The sequence below is a fragment of the Polaromonas sp. P4_F4 genome (genome assembly GCF_056401355.1).
Map to the genome: position 1 here is coordinate 177,020 of NZ_JBFUJO010000004.1, position 14,897 is coordinate 191,916.

The 14,897-nt window shown below is 64.4% G+C and carries 14 protein-coding genes; 12 read left to right on the forward strand and 2 right to left on the reverse strand.

Translation table 11 applies throughout. The features are described 5' to 3' along the window. Positions 1-42: 42 nt before the first annotated feature. From AC1DUR_RS06640 to AC1DUR_RS06675, 8 genes are all read left to right on the forward strand, one after another. Positions 43-1,053, forward strand: a complete 1,011-nt coding sequence (locus AC1DUR_RS06640; protein ID WP_477718948.1) for a TRAP transporter substrate-binding protein — start codon at positions 43-45, stop codon at positions 1,051-1,053. A 26-nt stretch (positions 1,054-1,079) separates the two neighbouring features. Beyond that, positions 1,080-1,610, forward strand: coding sequence for a TRAP transporter small permease (locus AC1DUR_RS06645; protein WP_477718949.1), 531 nt, complete (start codon positions 1,080-1,082; stop codon positions 1,608-1,610). After that, the gene (locus AC1DUR_RS06650; protein ID WP_477718950.1) at positions 1,607-2,887 is read left to right on the forward strand and encodes a TRAP transporter large permease; all 1,281 of its coding nucleotides are present in this window, start codon (positions 1,607-1,609) and stop codon (positions 2,885-2,887) included. The genes AC1DUR_RS06645 and AC1DUR_RS06650 overlap by 4 nt, the downstream gene beginning before the upstream one ends. Before the next feature lie 56 nt (positions 2,888-2,943). Beyond that, positions 2,944-3,999 carry a TRAP transporter substrate-binding protein gene (locus tag AC1DUR_RS06655; RefSeq protein ID WP_477718951.1) on the forward strand — a complete coding sequence of 352 codons (1,056 nt, stop codon included), beginning with the start codon at positions 2,944-2,946 and terminating at the stop codon, positions 3,997-3,999. Between the two features lie 62 nt (positions 4,000-4,061). Then, positions 4,062-4,646 (forward strand): TRAP transporter small permease subunit, encoded by a 585-nt coding sequence (locus AC1DUR_RS06660; RefSeq protein ID WP_477718952.1) that lies wholly within the window; start codon positions 4,062-4,064, stop codon positions 4,644-4,646. Next, positions 4,643-5,935: a TRAP transporter large permease gene (locus AC1DUR_RS06665; protein WP_477718953.1), complete on the forward strand. Its 1,293-nt coding sequence runs from the start codon at positions 4,643-4,645 to the stop codon at positions 5,933-5,935. Before AC1DUR_RS06660 ends, AC1DUR_RS06665 begins: the two co-directional genes overlap by 4 nt. Before the next feature lie 13 nt (positions 5,936-5,948). After that, the gene (locus AC1DUR_RS06670; protein WP_477718954.1) at positions 5,949-7,355 is read left to right on the forward strand and encodes an amidase; all 1,407 of its coding nucleotides are present in this window, start codon (positions 5,949-5,951) and stop codon (positions 7,353-7,355) included. A gap of 53 nt (positions 7,356-7,408) precedes the next feature. Beyond that, complete coding sequence (locus tag AC1DUR_RS06675; protein WP_477718955.1) at positions 7,409-8,386, forward strand: Bug family tripartite tricarboxylate transporter substrate binding protein; 978 nt, start codon at positions 7,409-7,411, stop codon at positions 8,384-8,386. A 140-nt stretch (positions 8,387-8,526) separates the two neighbouring features. Here the strand turns inward: AC1DUR_RS06675 and AC1DUR_RS06680 are convergent, their stop codons facing one another. Then, entirely contained in the window at positions 8,527-9,297 is a 771-nt protein-coding gene (locus AC1DUR_RS06680) for a fumarylacetoacetate hydrolase family protein (RefSeq protein WP_477718956.1), read from the reverse strand. 271 nt (positions 9,298-9,568) lie between these two features. Further along, complete coding sequence (locus AC1DUR_RS06685) at positions 9,569-10,309, reverse strand: GntR family transcriptional regulator (RefSeq protein WP_477718957.1); 741 nt, start codon at positions 10,307-10,309, stop codon at positions 9,569-9,571. Between the two features lie 188 nt (positions 10,310-10,497). Between AC1DUR_RS06685 and AC1DUR_RS06690 the strand changes: the two genes are divergently transcribed. From AC1DUR_RS06690 to AC1DUR_RS06705, 4 genes are all read left to right on the forward strand, one after another. After that, positions 10,498-11,238, forward strand: coding sequence for an aspartate/glutamate racemase family protein (locus AC1DUR_RS06690; RefSeq protein WP_477718958.1), 741 nt, complete (start codon positions 10,498-10,500; stop codon positions 11,236-11,238). Between the two features lie 93 nt (positions 11,239-11,331). After that, positions 11,332-12,921, forward strand: a complete 1,590-nt coding sequence (locus tag AC1DUR_RS06695) for an ABC transporter substrate-binding protein (protein ID WP_477721491.1) — start codon at positions 11,332-11,334, stop codon at positions 12,919-12,921. 73 nt (positions 12,922-12,994) lie between these two features. Beyond that, complete coding sequence (locus AC1DUR_RS06700) at positions 12,995-13,963, forward strand: ABC transporter permease (RefSeq protein ID WP_477718960.1); 969 nt, start codon at positions 12,995-12,997, stop codon at positions 13,961-13,963. A 19-nt stretch (positions 13,964-13,982) separates the two neighbouring features. After that, entirely contained in the window at positions 13,983-14,897 is a 915-nt protein-coding gene (locus AC1DUR_RS06705) for an ABC transporter permease (RefSeq protein WP_477719051.1), read from the forward strand.

Sequence of the window (14,897 nt, forward strand, 5' to 3'; positions counted from 1 at the left end):
TTTCCACCCTTTCCGTCATTCCTCCACTCCCAAAAGATCATCATGAAACAGCCCTCCCGCCTGCCCCTGATCACCCGCTTGGCCGCCGCTGCGGCGCTGACGCTGGCCACTGCCATGCTGCCCGTCGCGGCACAGCAGAAGCTGCAGATTGCCGGCAACTTTGCGTCGGAGCACCCGAGCAGCGTGGCGGTCGAGCAGGTGTTCAAAAAGGAGGTTGCCCGCCTGACCCACAACCAGCTGCAGGTCGATGTGTTTCCCGCCATGCAGCTGGGTGGCGCCAAGGAGAATGTGGACGCCGTGCGCTCTGGCACGCTGGCGCTGACCTGGGTCGGCGCGGCCTTCCTGTCGCGCATCGCACCCGAACTCGAAGCGGTCAGCCTGCCCTTCGTGTTCCCCAACCGGCAGAGCGCCTTCAGGGTGATTGACGGTCCGGTCGGCGATGCCATCGACAAGAAGCTGGGCGACAAGGGCTTTGTCTCGCTGGGCTGGATGGAGCTGGGCATGCGCAACGTCACGAACAGCCGGGGGCCGATCAAAAGCATGGCCGACCTGAAGGGCCTGAAGATCCGCCTGCAGCCCAACGAGACCCACCTGGCGACCTTCAGGGCGCTCGGCGCCAACCCGGTGGCCATGGACGTCAAGGAGCTGTACTCCGCACTGGAGCAGCGCGTCGTCGACGCGCAGGAGAACCCATACACGGTGATCTCGGCTGCGCGCTACAGCGAGGTGCAAAAGCAGCTGTCCAACAGCGGGCATTTCTTCGACCTCATTGCCGTGGTTGCGAGCAAGAAAGCCTTCGAGCAGCTCAAGCCCGAGTACCAGAAGGCCATACGCGAGGGCATGACCGCCACGATTGCCTTTCAGCGCAAGCTGGCCGCCGAGGAAGAGGCAAAGCGGCTGGCCGAACTGAAGGGCAAGATGACCTACACCGAAATCACGCCCGCCGCGCTGGAGGAAATGCGCCGCGCGACGGCCCCGGTCATCGAGGACGTGAAGAAGCGTGCCGGCGCTGACCTGGTGAACCAGGTGCTGGCTGAAGCCGCCCGGCGCTGACCCGAACGGCACGCAGGGAGACCGCCATGACAACGGAAACAATCGCGCTGGAACCGGCCGTGCCTGCGGGCTGGACCGGGCGCGCACTTGACGGGATGAACCGGTTCATCACGGGCGTGCTGCTCGCCACGGTAGCGGTGATGGTGGGGGTCGTATCCGCACAGGTCGCGCTGCGCTACGGCTTCAACCGCTCGATTGACTGGGCCGACGAGATCGGACGCCTGGCTTTTGTCTGGTCCATCTTTCTTGCCATCCCGCTGGGCGTGCGCCAGGGCGCGCATATTGGCATAGACATCATGGTCGACAAGCTGCCGGCCAGCTGGCGCAGCGTGCTCAAGCGGGCCGGCGCAGCGCTGTGCGCCGCCATGATGTTTGCAATTGCCTGGGCGGCCTTCCGTGTTGCGCGCGAGCAATGGGATGAACTGATGGCCACGGTCGACTGGAGCGTCGGCTGGTTCATTGTGCCGGTCGGCCTGGGCGCGCTGCTGAGCGGGTTGCACCTGATGCGCATCGTCATCGTGGGCGCGCCAGTGCAGGCGCTGGGGAGTGCCGAATGAGCCTCGCCGTCGTCATTGCCTTCATGCTGCTGGCCCTGCTCGGGCTGCCGATCGCCTTTGCCATGGGCGTGGCCGCGCTCGGCGCCCTCTGGTACAGCGGGGTGGATTTTTCGATGGTGCCGCAGCGCATGATGCACGCCGTCAATTCCTTTCCGCTGATGTCCATCCCCTTCTTCATGCTGGCCGGTGAGCTGATGATCAAGGCCGGCATCGTCGAGCGCCTGATCGCGCTGGCCAACACCATGGTCGGCCGGGTGCGCGGCGGCATGGCGCATGTCACCATGCTGTCGGGCGCGGGCCTGGCCACCGTGTCCGGTGCTGCCGTGTCGGATGCGAGCGCGCTGTCGTCCATGCTGGTGCCATCGCTGACGAAGATTTACGACAAGGGATTCGCCACCGCCATCGTCGCCGCGGCAGCCAATCTCGGGCCCATCATCCCGCCTTCCGGTGCGATGATCGTCTACGCCTTCATGGCCGGCTCGTCTGTGTCGGTCGGCGGCATGTTCATGGCCGGCGTGGTGCCGGGCCTGCTGATCACCTTCGGTTTCATCGCGCTGTGCTCGTGGATCGCCACGCGTCGCGGCTGGGCCGCCACCGGTGAGCCGTTCCGGCTGGCCACCGTGCTGGCCGAGTTGCGCCGCTCGCTGATTGTGCTGGCCATGCCGGTGCTGGTGATCGGTGGCATCGTCGGCGGCGCCTTCACGGCCACCGAGGGCTCGGCCATCGCGGTGGTTTACTCCATGGCGCTGGGTTTCTTTGTCACCCGCACGCTCAAGCTGGCCGACCTGCCCGGCATCGTGGTGCGTGCGGCCATCACCTCGGCCATGGTCGGCGCGCTGATCGCCTTTGCGTCCATCATCACCTACCTGATGACGGTGGATCTGTTGCCGCAGCAGCTCTCGGAGCTGCTCCGCGGCTTCACTACCAGCCCGCTGGCATTCCTGGTCCTGGTCGCGGTACTGCTGTTTGTTGTCGGCATGTTCCTGGAGTCGAACGCGGCCTACATCATGCTGGTGCCGCTGCTGCATCCGATCGCGCTGCAGTACGGCATCGACCCGCTGCACTTTGGCTTCCTGTTCGTCCTCAACCTTGTGATCGGCATGCTCACGCCCCCGGTCGGAGTGGTGCTGTTTGTCGTTTGCGGCATCACCGGCGTGCGCATGCGCGAGCTGGTCAGCAACCTCTGGCCCTTCATCGTGCTGATGTATGCCGTGCTCGTGCTGTGCATGCTCGTGCCTTCCTTTGTCACTGCGCTGCCGCACGCGCTCGGCTACTGAATTCATTCCCCGCGACCTGTCGCAATTTCATCAACTTTCAACCACTGGAGCTCACCATGTCATACCGTTCCCGTTTCACGATTCTTGCCGCCGTGGCCGCACTTGCCACAACACTTTGCCTGCCGGGTCATGCCCAGGAAAAGCTCAAGTTCAAGGTCATCGGCCAACCGTTGGCGACCGGCCTGATCCAGAAAAACAAGGAGCAACCGTTCTTCGAAAACTTCGCAGCCAAAACCGGCCTGCCCATTGATGCCGACTACAAGCCCATGGACACGCTAGGCATCAAGGACACCGAGCAACTGCGCGTGATGAAGGCCGGCCTGTTCGACATCGTGTCGCTGCGGGTGTCGCAGAACTCGCGTGACGAGCCCACCATTCTCGGCCTGGACCTGGTCGGCGCCAGTCCTGACTACGCCACCGGCCGCAAGGTGGCCAAGGCGTACTTCGACACCGCCGATCAGCGCCTGCAAAAGCAGTTCAACGTCAAGCTGCTCGGCGTCTGGCCGTTCGGCCCGCAAATCCTGTTCTGCGCCAAACCGATCGCCAAGCTGTCCGATGTGAAGGGACTGAAGGTCCGCGTCTACGACCAGAATCTGGCCAAGTTCATCGAGATGGTGGGTGGCACGCCGGTGCCGGTGTCGTTCGCCGACACGCACCAGTCGCTGTCGCTGGGCGTCGTGGATTGCGCGATCACTGGCCCGAGCTCGGCCAACTCGGCAGGCTGGCCCGAGGTGACCACACACCAGTTGCCGCTGGGCTTCCAGATGGCCCTCAATGGGTATGCCATTTCAATGAAAGCCTGGAACCAGCTCAAGCCCGACCAGCAGGTCAAGCTCAAGGCGGCCTTCGACGGCCTGACCGATGACATCTGGAAATATTCGGAAGAGTTGTTCCTGGACGCTTTGAACTGCAACGCCGGTAAGGACCCTTGCACCAACGGCAAGAAGTTCAAGCTCGTCAATGTGGCTGTGACGCCGGCCGACGGCGAACTGGTACGCGGTGCCGTCAGCAAGGTTAGCCTGCCGGTCTGGGCCGAAGTCTGTGACAAATCCAACCCGGGCTGCTCGCAACAGTGGCGTGCCCAGGTCGCACCGGTGCTGGGGCTGAAATGAGCAATGCCACTACCATCAACCGGGGCCGGCCAACGGCGGCCCCCATCCAAAAGAGACTCGACATGAAGGACCATATTGAGAACGTGCTGGCCACGGTGTTCGGCGGCATCTTCCTGCTGCTGGCGTGCGTGGTGGCGGTCGAAACCGTCTCGCGCAAGGTGTTCAACGTGTCGTTGCAAGGCGCCGACGAGCTGGGTGGTTATGCGCTGGCCGTGGGCTCCACCATCGCGTTCAGTCTGGCACTGATGGGGCGCAATCACATCCGGGTGGATGTATTTCATGAGCGGTTTCCGCGCGCCATGCAGGCTTTCCTGAACTGGTTTTCCATCGTGACGTTGGCTTCCTTCGGGGTCTTCGTGGCTTGGGTTGCAACCAAGGTCATCACCGATACCCTGCAGTACGGCAGCACCGCGCAGACGCCTTGGGCCACGCCGCTGATCTGGCCGCAGGCCGTCTGGTATGCCGGGCTGGTGATCTTCGCTCTGGTGGCCATCGGTTATTCGCTGCGTGCCAGCTGGCTGCTGCTGAACCGGCAAGTCGAAACGCTGAACCATGACTTCCATCCCAAGAGCGCCAAGGAGGAGCTGAAGGAAGAGCTCGATGACCTCGCCCAGCGCCAGTCCGCAGAACAAGGAGCTCAAGCATGAGCATAGGATTATTTGGACTCGCCTTCGTGGCGATGCTTGGCATGATGCTGGTCGGCATACCGATCGCCGTGTCCATGGCAGCTGTGGGCATCATCGGCGGTATCGCCGCTTATGGCGCGCCTTTTATGGACTCGATAGCGCCCGTGGTCTGGGGCGTGCACAACGAGAGCCTGTTGACCTCGATTCCGCTGTTCATCCTGCTGGGGGAGTTGCTGCTGCGCTCGGGCATTGCTGACCGCATGTACATCGCCCTGTCGGCCTGGCTCGGACGGCTGCCTGGTGGCTTGCTGCACACCAACATCGGCAGTTGCGCGTTGTTTGCTGCGACCTCCGGTTCGTCGGTGGCTACAGCGGCCACTGTGGGTACCGTCGCACTGCCATCCCTGCAAAAACGTGGCTACCCCATGCGCGCTTCGCTCGGCTCGCTGGCGGCCGGCGGCACGCTGGGCATCCTGATCCCGCCCAGCGTCAACATGATCGTCTACGGCTCGCTGACCAACAACTCGATCGGCAAGCTCTTCATTGCCGGCATCATCCCTGGCCTGTTGCTGACGGGCTGCTTCATGCTGTACATCGCCGTGTCGTCGCTGATGAGTGGCAACGCCATGCGCGAGGCCAAGGTGCCGATGGCCGACAAGCTGCGCTCGCTGGTGCATCTGGTGCCGCCCATGGTCGTGTTCGGTATCGTGATGGGCAGCCTGTACTTCGGCATCGCCACCACCACGGAAAGCGCGGCACTGGGCGTGATCGCGGCGCTGGGCTTTGTCGTGCACTCAGGGAAGATGAGCCGCGAACTGCTGCGCACCTGCTTCATCTCCACGGCGCGCGTCAGCGGCATGATCCTGCTGATCATGACGGCAGCCTTCATCCTCAACCTGACCATCAGCCTGACCGGCGTGGCCGAGACGATGACCAAGTGGGTGGCGGGCCTGGGCCTGTCGGCAACCGGTCTGATCCTGGCGCTGATCGTGTTCTACCTGATTCTCGGCATGTTCATGGATGTGCTGTCGATGCAGGTGGCGACCATCCCGATCACCTACCCGATCGCCACGGCGCTGGGCGTGGATCCGATCTGGTTCGGCATCTTCATCGTGCTGATGTGCGAGCTGGGCCTGATCACGCCACCGGTGGGCATGAACCTGTTCGTGGTGCATGGCATACGGCCCGACAAGGGCGGCATAGAGGACGCGATCTGGGGGGCGCTGCCTTACGCGGCCATCATGATCCTGTTCACCTTGCTGATCATGTTGGTGCCGCAGATCGTCACCTGGCTGCCCGCCCACATGTGAGGACTGAACGCGAATGATCGACAACGACTTGTGGCGCCTGGGCGCCGTAGAGCTGGGTCAGCGCTTTCGCGAGCGCTCCCTCACGCCACTGGCGGTGGCCCAGGCCTGCCTGGCGCGACTGGAAGCGGTGAACCCGCGACTGAACGCGGTCATCGCACGGCGTGACGCCCTCCTCCTGGAGGAGGCCAAGGCCTCCACGGAGCGCCATGCACGCGGACAGCCGCTGTCGGTGCTTGACGGCATTCCGCTCACCGTGAAGGACAGCCTCTACCTGGCCGACCTGCCGACCACCTGCGGCACGGCGGCGCTGCGCGAGCACCGGCCCGGCCACGACGAGCTGGCCGCCGCGCGGGCCCGCGCCGGTGGCGCCCTGATCATCGGCAAGACCAATGTGCCCGAGTTCGCCAACGACGGCTACACGGCCAACCCGCTGTTCGGCGTCACCGGCAACCCCTGGGCTCCGGAGCTCTCGCCCGGCGGCTCCAGCGGCGGTGCGGTGGCCGCCGTGGCCGCCGGCATCGCGCCGCTGGCGATCGCGCAGGACGGCGGCGGCTCGATCCGCCGCCCGGCCTCGCACACCGGGCTGGTCGGCCTCAAGCCTTCGCTCAGTGCCTGGCCGCGCGAGCACGCGCTGCCCGGCCTGCTGCTGGACTTTGACTGCATCGGCCCGGTGGCGCGCACAGTGGCCGACGCGCGCTTGCTGTTCGAGGCCCTGCGCGGCCCCTCGCCGGTGGACCGATCCTCGATGGCGGCGGCCTGGGCAGCGGCGCAGCCGCGGCCTGCGGGCCCGCTGCGCGTGCTCTACGTCGAGCGGTTGAACGCGAACCCGCTGGACCCGCAGATCGCCGCCAGTTGCCTTCAGGCCATGCAGCAGCTCGCCGCGCTGGGCCACCGCGTCGAGACTGGCGAATTGCCGCTGGACGTGAGGTTCATGACCGAGGCCTGGCCGCAAATCGGCCAGGTGGGCCTGGCCGCGATGTTCGATCAGCATCCCGACTGGGAAGCCCAGGCCAGTCCCAAATACCGCGAGGCGGCCGAGGCTGGCCGACGCGTCTCGGGCGCGCGGGTCTGGCAGATCATGGAAGCGGTGCGGCGCTTGCGCCGCGAAAGCGCCGCGCTGTTCGAGCGCATCGACGTGGTGGTCATGCCCGCTGCCGCCGCGCTGCCCTGGCCGGCTCACGAGGCCTATCCGTCCGTCATTGACGGCCAGCCTGTCGGCCCGCGCGGCCATGCAGCCTACACCGGTTGGGTCAATGCCGCGGGCCTGCCGGGCCTGGCCGTGCCCTGCGAGCCCTCACGCGAGGGCCTGCCCATCGGCATGCAAATGATCGGTGCCTTTGGCGCCGACGATCAACTGCTCGATCTCGGCGCCAGCTACGAGGCGGCGCATCCGTGGAGCGGGCGCTGGCCTGCCCTGTAAAACAACTACTTAATTACTGCTTAACTTTTTCGATACATCCAAGGAGACAAAAAATGCAAAGACGTCATTTCATCCAGGCCACCGGCGCAGGTGCCGCTGCGCTGGCCCTGCCCGCGCTGCGGGCGCAAAGCTGGCCCACGGGGCCCATCCGCATCGTCGTCGGCTTTCCGCCCGGCGGCGGGGCCGATGCGCTGGCCCGCGTGGTGGGGCTGAAGCTGGGCGCCCTGTGGAACCAGCCCGTCGTCATCGAAAACAAGGCCGGCGCGTCCGGCACCCTGGCCGCCGAATACGTGGCCCAGCAGGCGAGCGACGGCACCACCTTGCTGCTGACCACCATCAACAGCCATGCCCTGGCACCCGCCGTGCTGCCAAAGATGCGTTACCACCCGGAGCGTGACTTCGTGCCGGTGGCGTTGCTGGGCCTGACGCCCAACCTGCTGATTGCCGGGGCCAACCAGCCTGCAAAAAACGTGAAGGACCTGGTGGCCTTGTGCAAAGCCAAACCGGGCGTGGTCACTTTCGGCTCGGCCGGGCCCGGCACCGCCCAGCACTTCGCGCTGGAGCTGTTCAAGCTGCGCGCCAAGGTCGACGCGCTCCATGTGCCCTACAAAGGTAGCGGCCCGCTGCTGACCGACCTGGTCGGTGGGCAGATCCAGTACAGCTTTGAAACGATGACGGCGGCAACGCCCCACGTCAAGAGCGGGCGCGCCATTGCGGTGGCGCAAACCCGCAGCAAGCGCGTGAAAGCCTATCCCGATGTGCCCACGATGCAGGAGCAGGGTTTTGCCGGCTTCGAAACCTTCAACTGGTATGGCCTTTCGGGCCCGGGCAAGCTGCCGGCACCCATCGCGGCGCGCATGAACAAGGACATCAACACCGTGCTGGCGATGGCCGACGTGCAGGAGAAGTTCGATGCCTTTGGCGTCGAGGACGGAGGCGGTTCACCCGAGAAGTTTGCCGAACTGGTGCGCAGTGAAATCGTTAAATGGGCCAAAGTGGCCCAGGAGGCCAATGTCCGGGTCGACGGCTGACCCGTCCGCCGCTGTGCCGCTCTGCCGCAGGGCGGGGCGGCGGCGTTGAAACCCTTGCGAAGGCGTCCTGCCTTCGCGGCGATTCGCGTCTCACGCCGGGCGCGAATCCCTGTCCCCGGCTTGCGGTAACAGGGAGAGGTCTAGAGCTGCACCGACGCCTCACCCACGCCGTCGAAGCGCGCGTGTACCAGTTCACCGGGCGCGGCGGGCAATATGCCGCACCACGTTCCGGTGGTCACCACCGTGCCGGCCGGCACCGTCTGCCCATCACGGCTCGCATGCCGCAGCCATGCCGGCAAGACCCAGGCCGGGTCCTGCATGGAGTGCGTGCCGCGTCGCTCGACCACCGGCCGTGCGCCAATCCGGATGGTGCAGGACTGCGCGTCCCAGTCACGCGGCGCAAAAGGCACCCATTGGCCCAGCACCAGGGCGCTGTGCGACTGCAGGTCCGCCAGTTTTAGCAGGGCCGGTGCGTCCAGGGCCTGGCGCCAGCGCGAATCGACCAGCTCAATCGACACGGCCATCGCATCCACTAGCGTGACCGCTTGCGGATGGGTCAGGCCGGCGGCATCGGCCGGGGTCACGTCACGGCCGATGCGCAGCGCAATTTCAACCTCGACCAGGCAGATGTTGAAGGGCCATGCGCCCGCCTGCGCAGGGCTGGGCCACACGCCTTCAGGCGGCAGCGGCGCGTGCGTGAGTATTGCGTCGCGGGACGGGCCGCCTGATTTCCAGCAACGGGGGAAGGGCGCAGCCGGCCCCTGCATGGCCTGGGCCACCAGGGCTTGTACTGCATAGGCATCGTCGGCAGTGGTCAGGTGATCGGCGAGCGCTTGCGCGTCAGCGGGTTGGTGGTTGCGGCGTGCCTGCAGGATGGCTTCGGCCACTGCGGCCTGGTTGGGTGTTGTCATGGGATTTTCCTGTTGAGTCGTTGGCTTGAATAAGCTTGAACAAGCCTGGATGGGTCGGGATGGGCCTGGATATTGTCGTCTTGCCGGCGCCTGCGGCAAGCGCATGGAAAGCTATAACAGTTTTGACATGGATGATGCGAAACGCGAAACGCGAAACGCGAAACGCGAAACGCGAAACGCGAAACGCCGGCGCGGCGCTCGTAGTGCGTGAGCAGGCAGGCCCGCTCACGCGTACGCATGCGCACGCAAGGACGTTCGAGTGCGGCGACGTTCAGGCCGGGTTGCTGAACAGGGCGACCAGGTCCACCTCGGGTGTCGTGGTGTCACGCCGCAGCTTGACTTCAGCGCCGTGCAGGTGATGGCTCATCAGGCGGCAGGCATGCTCGCTGTCGCCGCCTTCCAGGGCGTCGAGGATTTCGAGGTGCTCGTCGAAGGAGCAGACATTGCTGCCCGGCGAGTCGTACAGCGCAATCATCAGCGTGGTGCGCGCAATCAGGCTGCGCAAAATATCTTCAAGCTCGGTGTTGCCCAGCAGGCGGGCGACCTGCAGGTGGTATTCGCCGGACAGGCGAACCCAATTGGACCATTCGCCGGCCAGGTAGGCGGCGCGCTCCTCCGCCACCAGGCTGCGTATGGCCGCCAGTGTTTTCGGCGTCGCTTTCTGGCTCAGCGAGCGAATGATGCCGCTCTCTATCAGTTGCCGGGCCTCAAAGACCTGGTGCATTTCCTGCGGCCCCGGCTGGGCAATGGTGGCGCCCCGGTTGTGCTGCAACTCGATGACTTTTTCACCGGCCAGCCGCACAAATACCCGGCGCAGCAGGGAGCGGTTGACGCCAAAAGCCTCGCACAGCCGGGTTTCGACCAGCCGGGTGCCAGGGGGCAGGCGATGGGCCAGCACGGCCTCGACGATGGCGTGGCGGACCCGGTTTTCCTCGGCCAGCTCGGTTTGGGACGCATCGCTGGCGGTTTCCGGCCGGGCCAGTGAGGGCTTGTTTTTAGGGGGGCGGGACATGGTTCTTCTAGGTAGTTCAGGGCTGAATGGTGCCACATTTTTTATTTTATTGTCACCGTTTAAAAAAAGATTGTGACAATCAAAGAATTTAATGTCACAATAAATTCATGAAAATTAAAATTCCAACGGGTTTTACTGAAATTTCATTAGCAAACTGACCAAAAGTTATTGTGACAATCTTGAAAAATATGCGGATTCAGCTCATCAACCCGAACACGACGGATGACATGACGGCCAAGATGGCGGTGGCGGCCCGTCAGGTCGCTTCTGCCGGCACGCACATCCTGGCGGTGCAGTCGCTCACCGGGCCTGCCTCGATTGAAAGCGCCAGTGATGAAGCGCTGGCGCTGCCGGGGCTGCTGGCCCAGATCCAGGCCGGCGAGGCCATGGGCGTGGATGCCCACGTGATTGCCTGTTTCGGCGACCCCGGCCTGCGCGCCGCGCGTGAAATGGCCAGGGCGCCGGTGATCGGCATTGCGGAAGCGGCCATGCAGGTGGCCTGTCTCGTGTCGGCGTCGTTCAGCATCGTCACCACGCTGGCGCGCACCGTGCCAACGGCGGAGCGCCTGTTGCTGGACTACGGCATGGTCAGCCGTTGCCGGCGGGTGCGGGCCACCGGCATTGCGGTGCTGGAGCTGGAGGCGCAGACCAGCCAGGCGCTGAAACAAAAAATCAGGGCCGAATGCGAGCGTGCCCTGGCCGAGGATGGTGTCGGTGCGATTGTGCTGGGCTGCGCCGGCATGGCCGACCTGTGTGCCGAACTGACGGGCCAGCTGGGCGTTCCCGTCATTGATGGCGTCACCTCGGCCGTGAAGCTGGCCGAAGCGCTGGTGGGCCTGGGCATGCGCACCAGCAAGCAGGGTGACTACGCGCCGCCGCAGGTCAAGTCGTACACCGGTCCCATGGCGCAGTTTGCGCCGGCCGCCTGATTCATTTTTGCGTTCCCATTTTCATTTCCATTTTTCATTTCCGTTCCCCGGGCAATCCCCAAACCTCAACCCCCATCCTTAAAGGATATCTCCATGAAGATCTCGACATCATTCAAACGCGGTGCGATTGGCCTGGCGCTCGGTCTTGCGATGACGGCAGCAGGCGCCAACACCTTCACCTGGTCTTCCAATCTGGACGCCCTGTCCATGGATCCCCACTCCACCAATAACAGCTTCACCAACGCATTCGTCAGCAACATCTACGAGTCGCTGGTCCGCTTCAACGACAAGCTGCAGATCGAGCCGGCGCTCGCCACCTCCTGGAAGGTCGTCAGTCCCACGGTCTGGCGTTTCACCCTGCGCCAGGGGGTGAAGTTTCACAACGGTGAAAGCTTCGACGCCGACGATGTGGTGTTTTCATGGCAGCGCGTCAACACGCCGGGCTCGCTGGTCAAGGGCAACCTCAGCGACCTGAAAGAGGTGCGCAAGGTGGATGCCTTCACCGTTGACGTGGAGACCAACAGCCCACTGCCGACCCTCACCAACGAGCTGGTCCAGCTGCTGGTCATGGACAAAGGCTGGTCCGAGCAAAACCGCGCCACCGAAGCCAGCGACCTGGGGCGGCAGAAGGAAAACTTCGCCAACCGCAATGCCAACGGCACCGGCCCCTTCAAGCTGATTTCGCGCGAGGTCGACACGCGCACGGTGCTGGCGGTCAATCCCGGCTGGTGGGACAAGCCCAAGCACAACCTGACCCAGGTCATGTTCACGCCCATCAAGTCGGATGCCACCCGCACCTCGTCGCTGATCAGCGGCGGCATCGACGCGGCCATCAATGTGCCGCTGCAGGATGTGCAGCGCCTGAGGTCGGTGCCGACGCTGGAGGTCGTGCAGGGCCCCGAGCTGCGCACCATCTTCATGGGCATGGACCAGAGCCGCGACGAGCTGCTGTACAGCGACGTGAAAGGCAAAAATCCGTTCAAGGACGTGCGCGTGCGCAAGGCGGTTTACCAGGCCATCGATGTGGACGCGCTCAAGCGCTCGGTCATGCGGGGTGCTTCCTGGCCCGCGGGGAATCTGCTGTCGCCTTCCCTCAATGGCTCGCCGGTGGCACTGAACAAGCGCCTCCTGCCGTACAACCCGGAGGCCGCCAAGGCCCTGCTGGCCGAGGCCGGCTACCCCAGCGGCTTCACCGTGGGCATGCAGTGCCCCAACGACCGCTATGTGTACGACGAAGCGCTTTGCCTGGCGATGTCCTCGATGCTGGCCAAGGTGGGCATCAAGACCAACCTGATGATCGAGCCCACCGCCAAATGGAGCGTGCGCCTGAACTCCAATGATGTGTCGTTCTACATGGTGGGGCACGCCGGCCTGCCCATGGCCGATGTGTACGGCTTGCTGAAGGACGTGGTCGCCACCCGCACCGGCAAGGAAGGCTCGCTCAATGCCGGTAAATACTCCAATCCGAAGTTCGACGCCTACATGCCGCAGATCGCCAGCGAAATCGATCCTGCCAAGCGGGCGCGGCTGATCGAGGAAGCGGTGACCATCGAGCGTGCCGATGTCTCCCACATTCCGCTGCACCAGCAGCCGGTGACTTGGGCGTCGCGCAAGGGCATCGCTATGGCGCAGGCGCCCGACAACCAGCTTCGCCTGTGGCTGGTCAACGTCGCCCCGAGATAAGGCGAGCGGACATGCAACCGGGTGCACGGTGGATGACTGACAAGCCATCGGCACCTATTTGGGAGACAAACTGATGTTGCGCTTTCTTCTGGGCCGGCTGGCCAACGGTGCCATCGTGATGGTGCTGGTGTCCATGCTGTCGTTTGCACTGTTTAACTTCATTGGCGATCCGGTCAGCAATCTGGTCGGTGAAAATGCCACGGTCAACGAGCGTGAGGCCATGCGCCAATCGCTGGGGCTCGACCAACCGCTGCCGCTGCAGTACCTGAAGTTTGTCGGGCGCGCCGTGCAGGGCGAGTTCGGCGTGTCCTACCGCAATATCGAGCCGGTATCGCGGGTGATTGCCAGCCGGCTGCCCGCCACACTGGAGCTCAGCCTGATAGCCGCCATCCTGGCGCTGGGCGTCGGCATTCCCATGGGCGTGTATGCGGGTCTGCATCCGCGCTCGCTGCTGACCCGCAGCCTGCAGGTCATTTCACTGGTCGGCATTTCGGTGCCGTCATTTGTGACCGGCATCATGCTGATCCTGCTGTTCTCCATCTCCCTGAACTGGCTGCCGTCCTTTGGCCGTGGCGAGACGGTGATGCTGGGCGTCTGGAGCACCGGCTTTCTGACGGTGACGGGCTGGAAGTCCCTGCTTATGCCCGCCGTGACACTGGCGCTGTTCCAGCTGACGCTCTTCATGCGCCTGACCCGCACGCAAATGATGGAGGTGCTGCGCAGCGAGTACATCAAGTTCGCACGGGCGCGGGGCTTGCGGGAGCGCTCCATCAATTACCGCCACGCGCTGCGCAACACCCTGATTCCCATCATCACGGTGGCCGGCCTGCAGCTGGGCTCGATGATTGCCTTTTCCATCATCACCGAAACGGTCTTCCAGTGGCCGGGCCTCGGGCTGCTGATCATCCAGGCCATCAATTTTGGCGATGTACCGGTGATTGCCGCCTACCTGCTGCTGATCGCGCTGCTGTTCGTGCTGATCAACATGGTGGTGGACCTTCTGTATTTCGCGGTGGACCCGCGCCTGCGCGCACAGCGCTGAGGAGCACGACATGAATTCCATGATGCTGACCCTGCGCCGCTGGCGCCAATCCGATCTCGCCTGGAGCCTGGGCCGTTCGCCCGAAGCCTGGCTGTCCGCCCTGGTGCTGCTGGCCTACATCGGCATGGCGCTGCTGGCGCCTTTGCTGGCGCCGCAAAACCCCTTTGACCTGACGACGCTGGACCTGATGGACGCGCGCCTGCCGCCGGCCTGGAGCGAAGGTGGCCAGCTGAGATACCTGCTGGGTACCGACGGCCAGGGACGCGACATGGTGTCGGTGATGCTGTATGGCCTGCGCATGTCGCTGCTGGTCGGTATTGCGTCCACGCTGCTCTCGCTGGTGGTCGGCGTGACGCTGGGGCTGATCGCCGGCTATGCCGGCGGCCGGCTGGACAACGTCATCATGCGTGCGGCCGACGTCCAGCTGAGCTTTCCGGCCATCCTGGTGGCGCTGCTGATTGACGGCCTGTCGCGCACCGTGCTGCCGCGCGCCGTGCACGAGCAGCTGTCGCTGCTGATTGTGGTGGTGGCGATTGCGCTGGCCAACTGGGTGCAGTACGCCCGGACGGTGCGCAGCGTCACCATGATCGAAAAAGACAAGGACTACGTCAACGCGGTGCGGCTGATCGGCATGGGCCGGGCGCGCATTCTGTTTCGCCACGTGCTGCCCAACATCTTGAGCCCGGTGCTGGTCATCGCCACGCTGTCCATCGGACTGGCGGTGCTGACCGAGGCCACCCTGAGCTTTCTGGGGCTGGGTGTGCCGGCCACGTCGCCGTCGCTGGGCACCCTGATCCGGCTGGGCAATGAGGTGCTGTTTTCCGGGGAGTGGTGGATCACGGTGTTGCCGGGGCTGCTGCTCATTGGCCTGGTGCTCAGTGTCAACCTGTTTGGCGACTGGTTGCGCGACGCGCTCAATCCACGGTTGAAATAA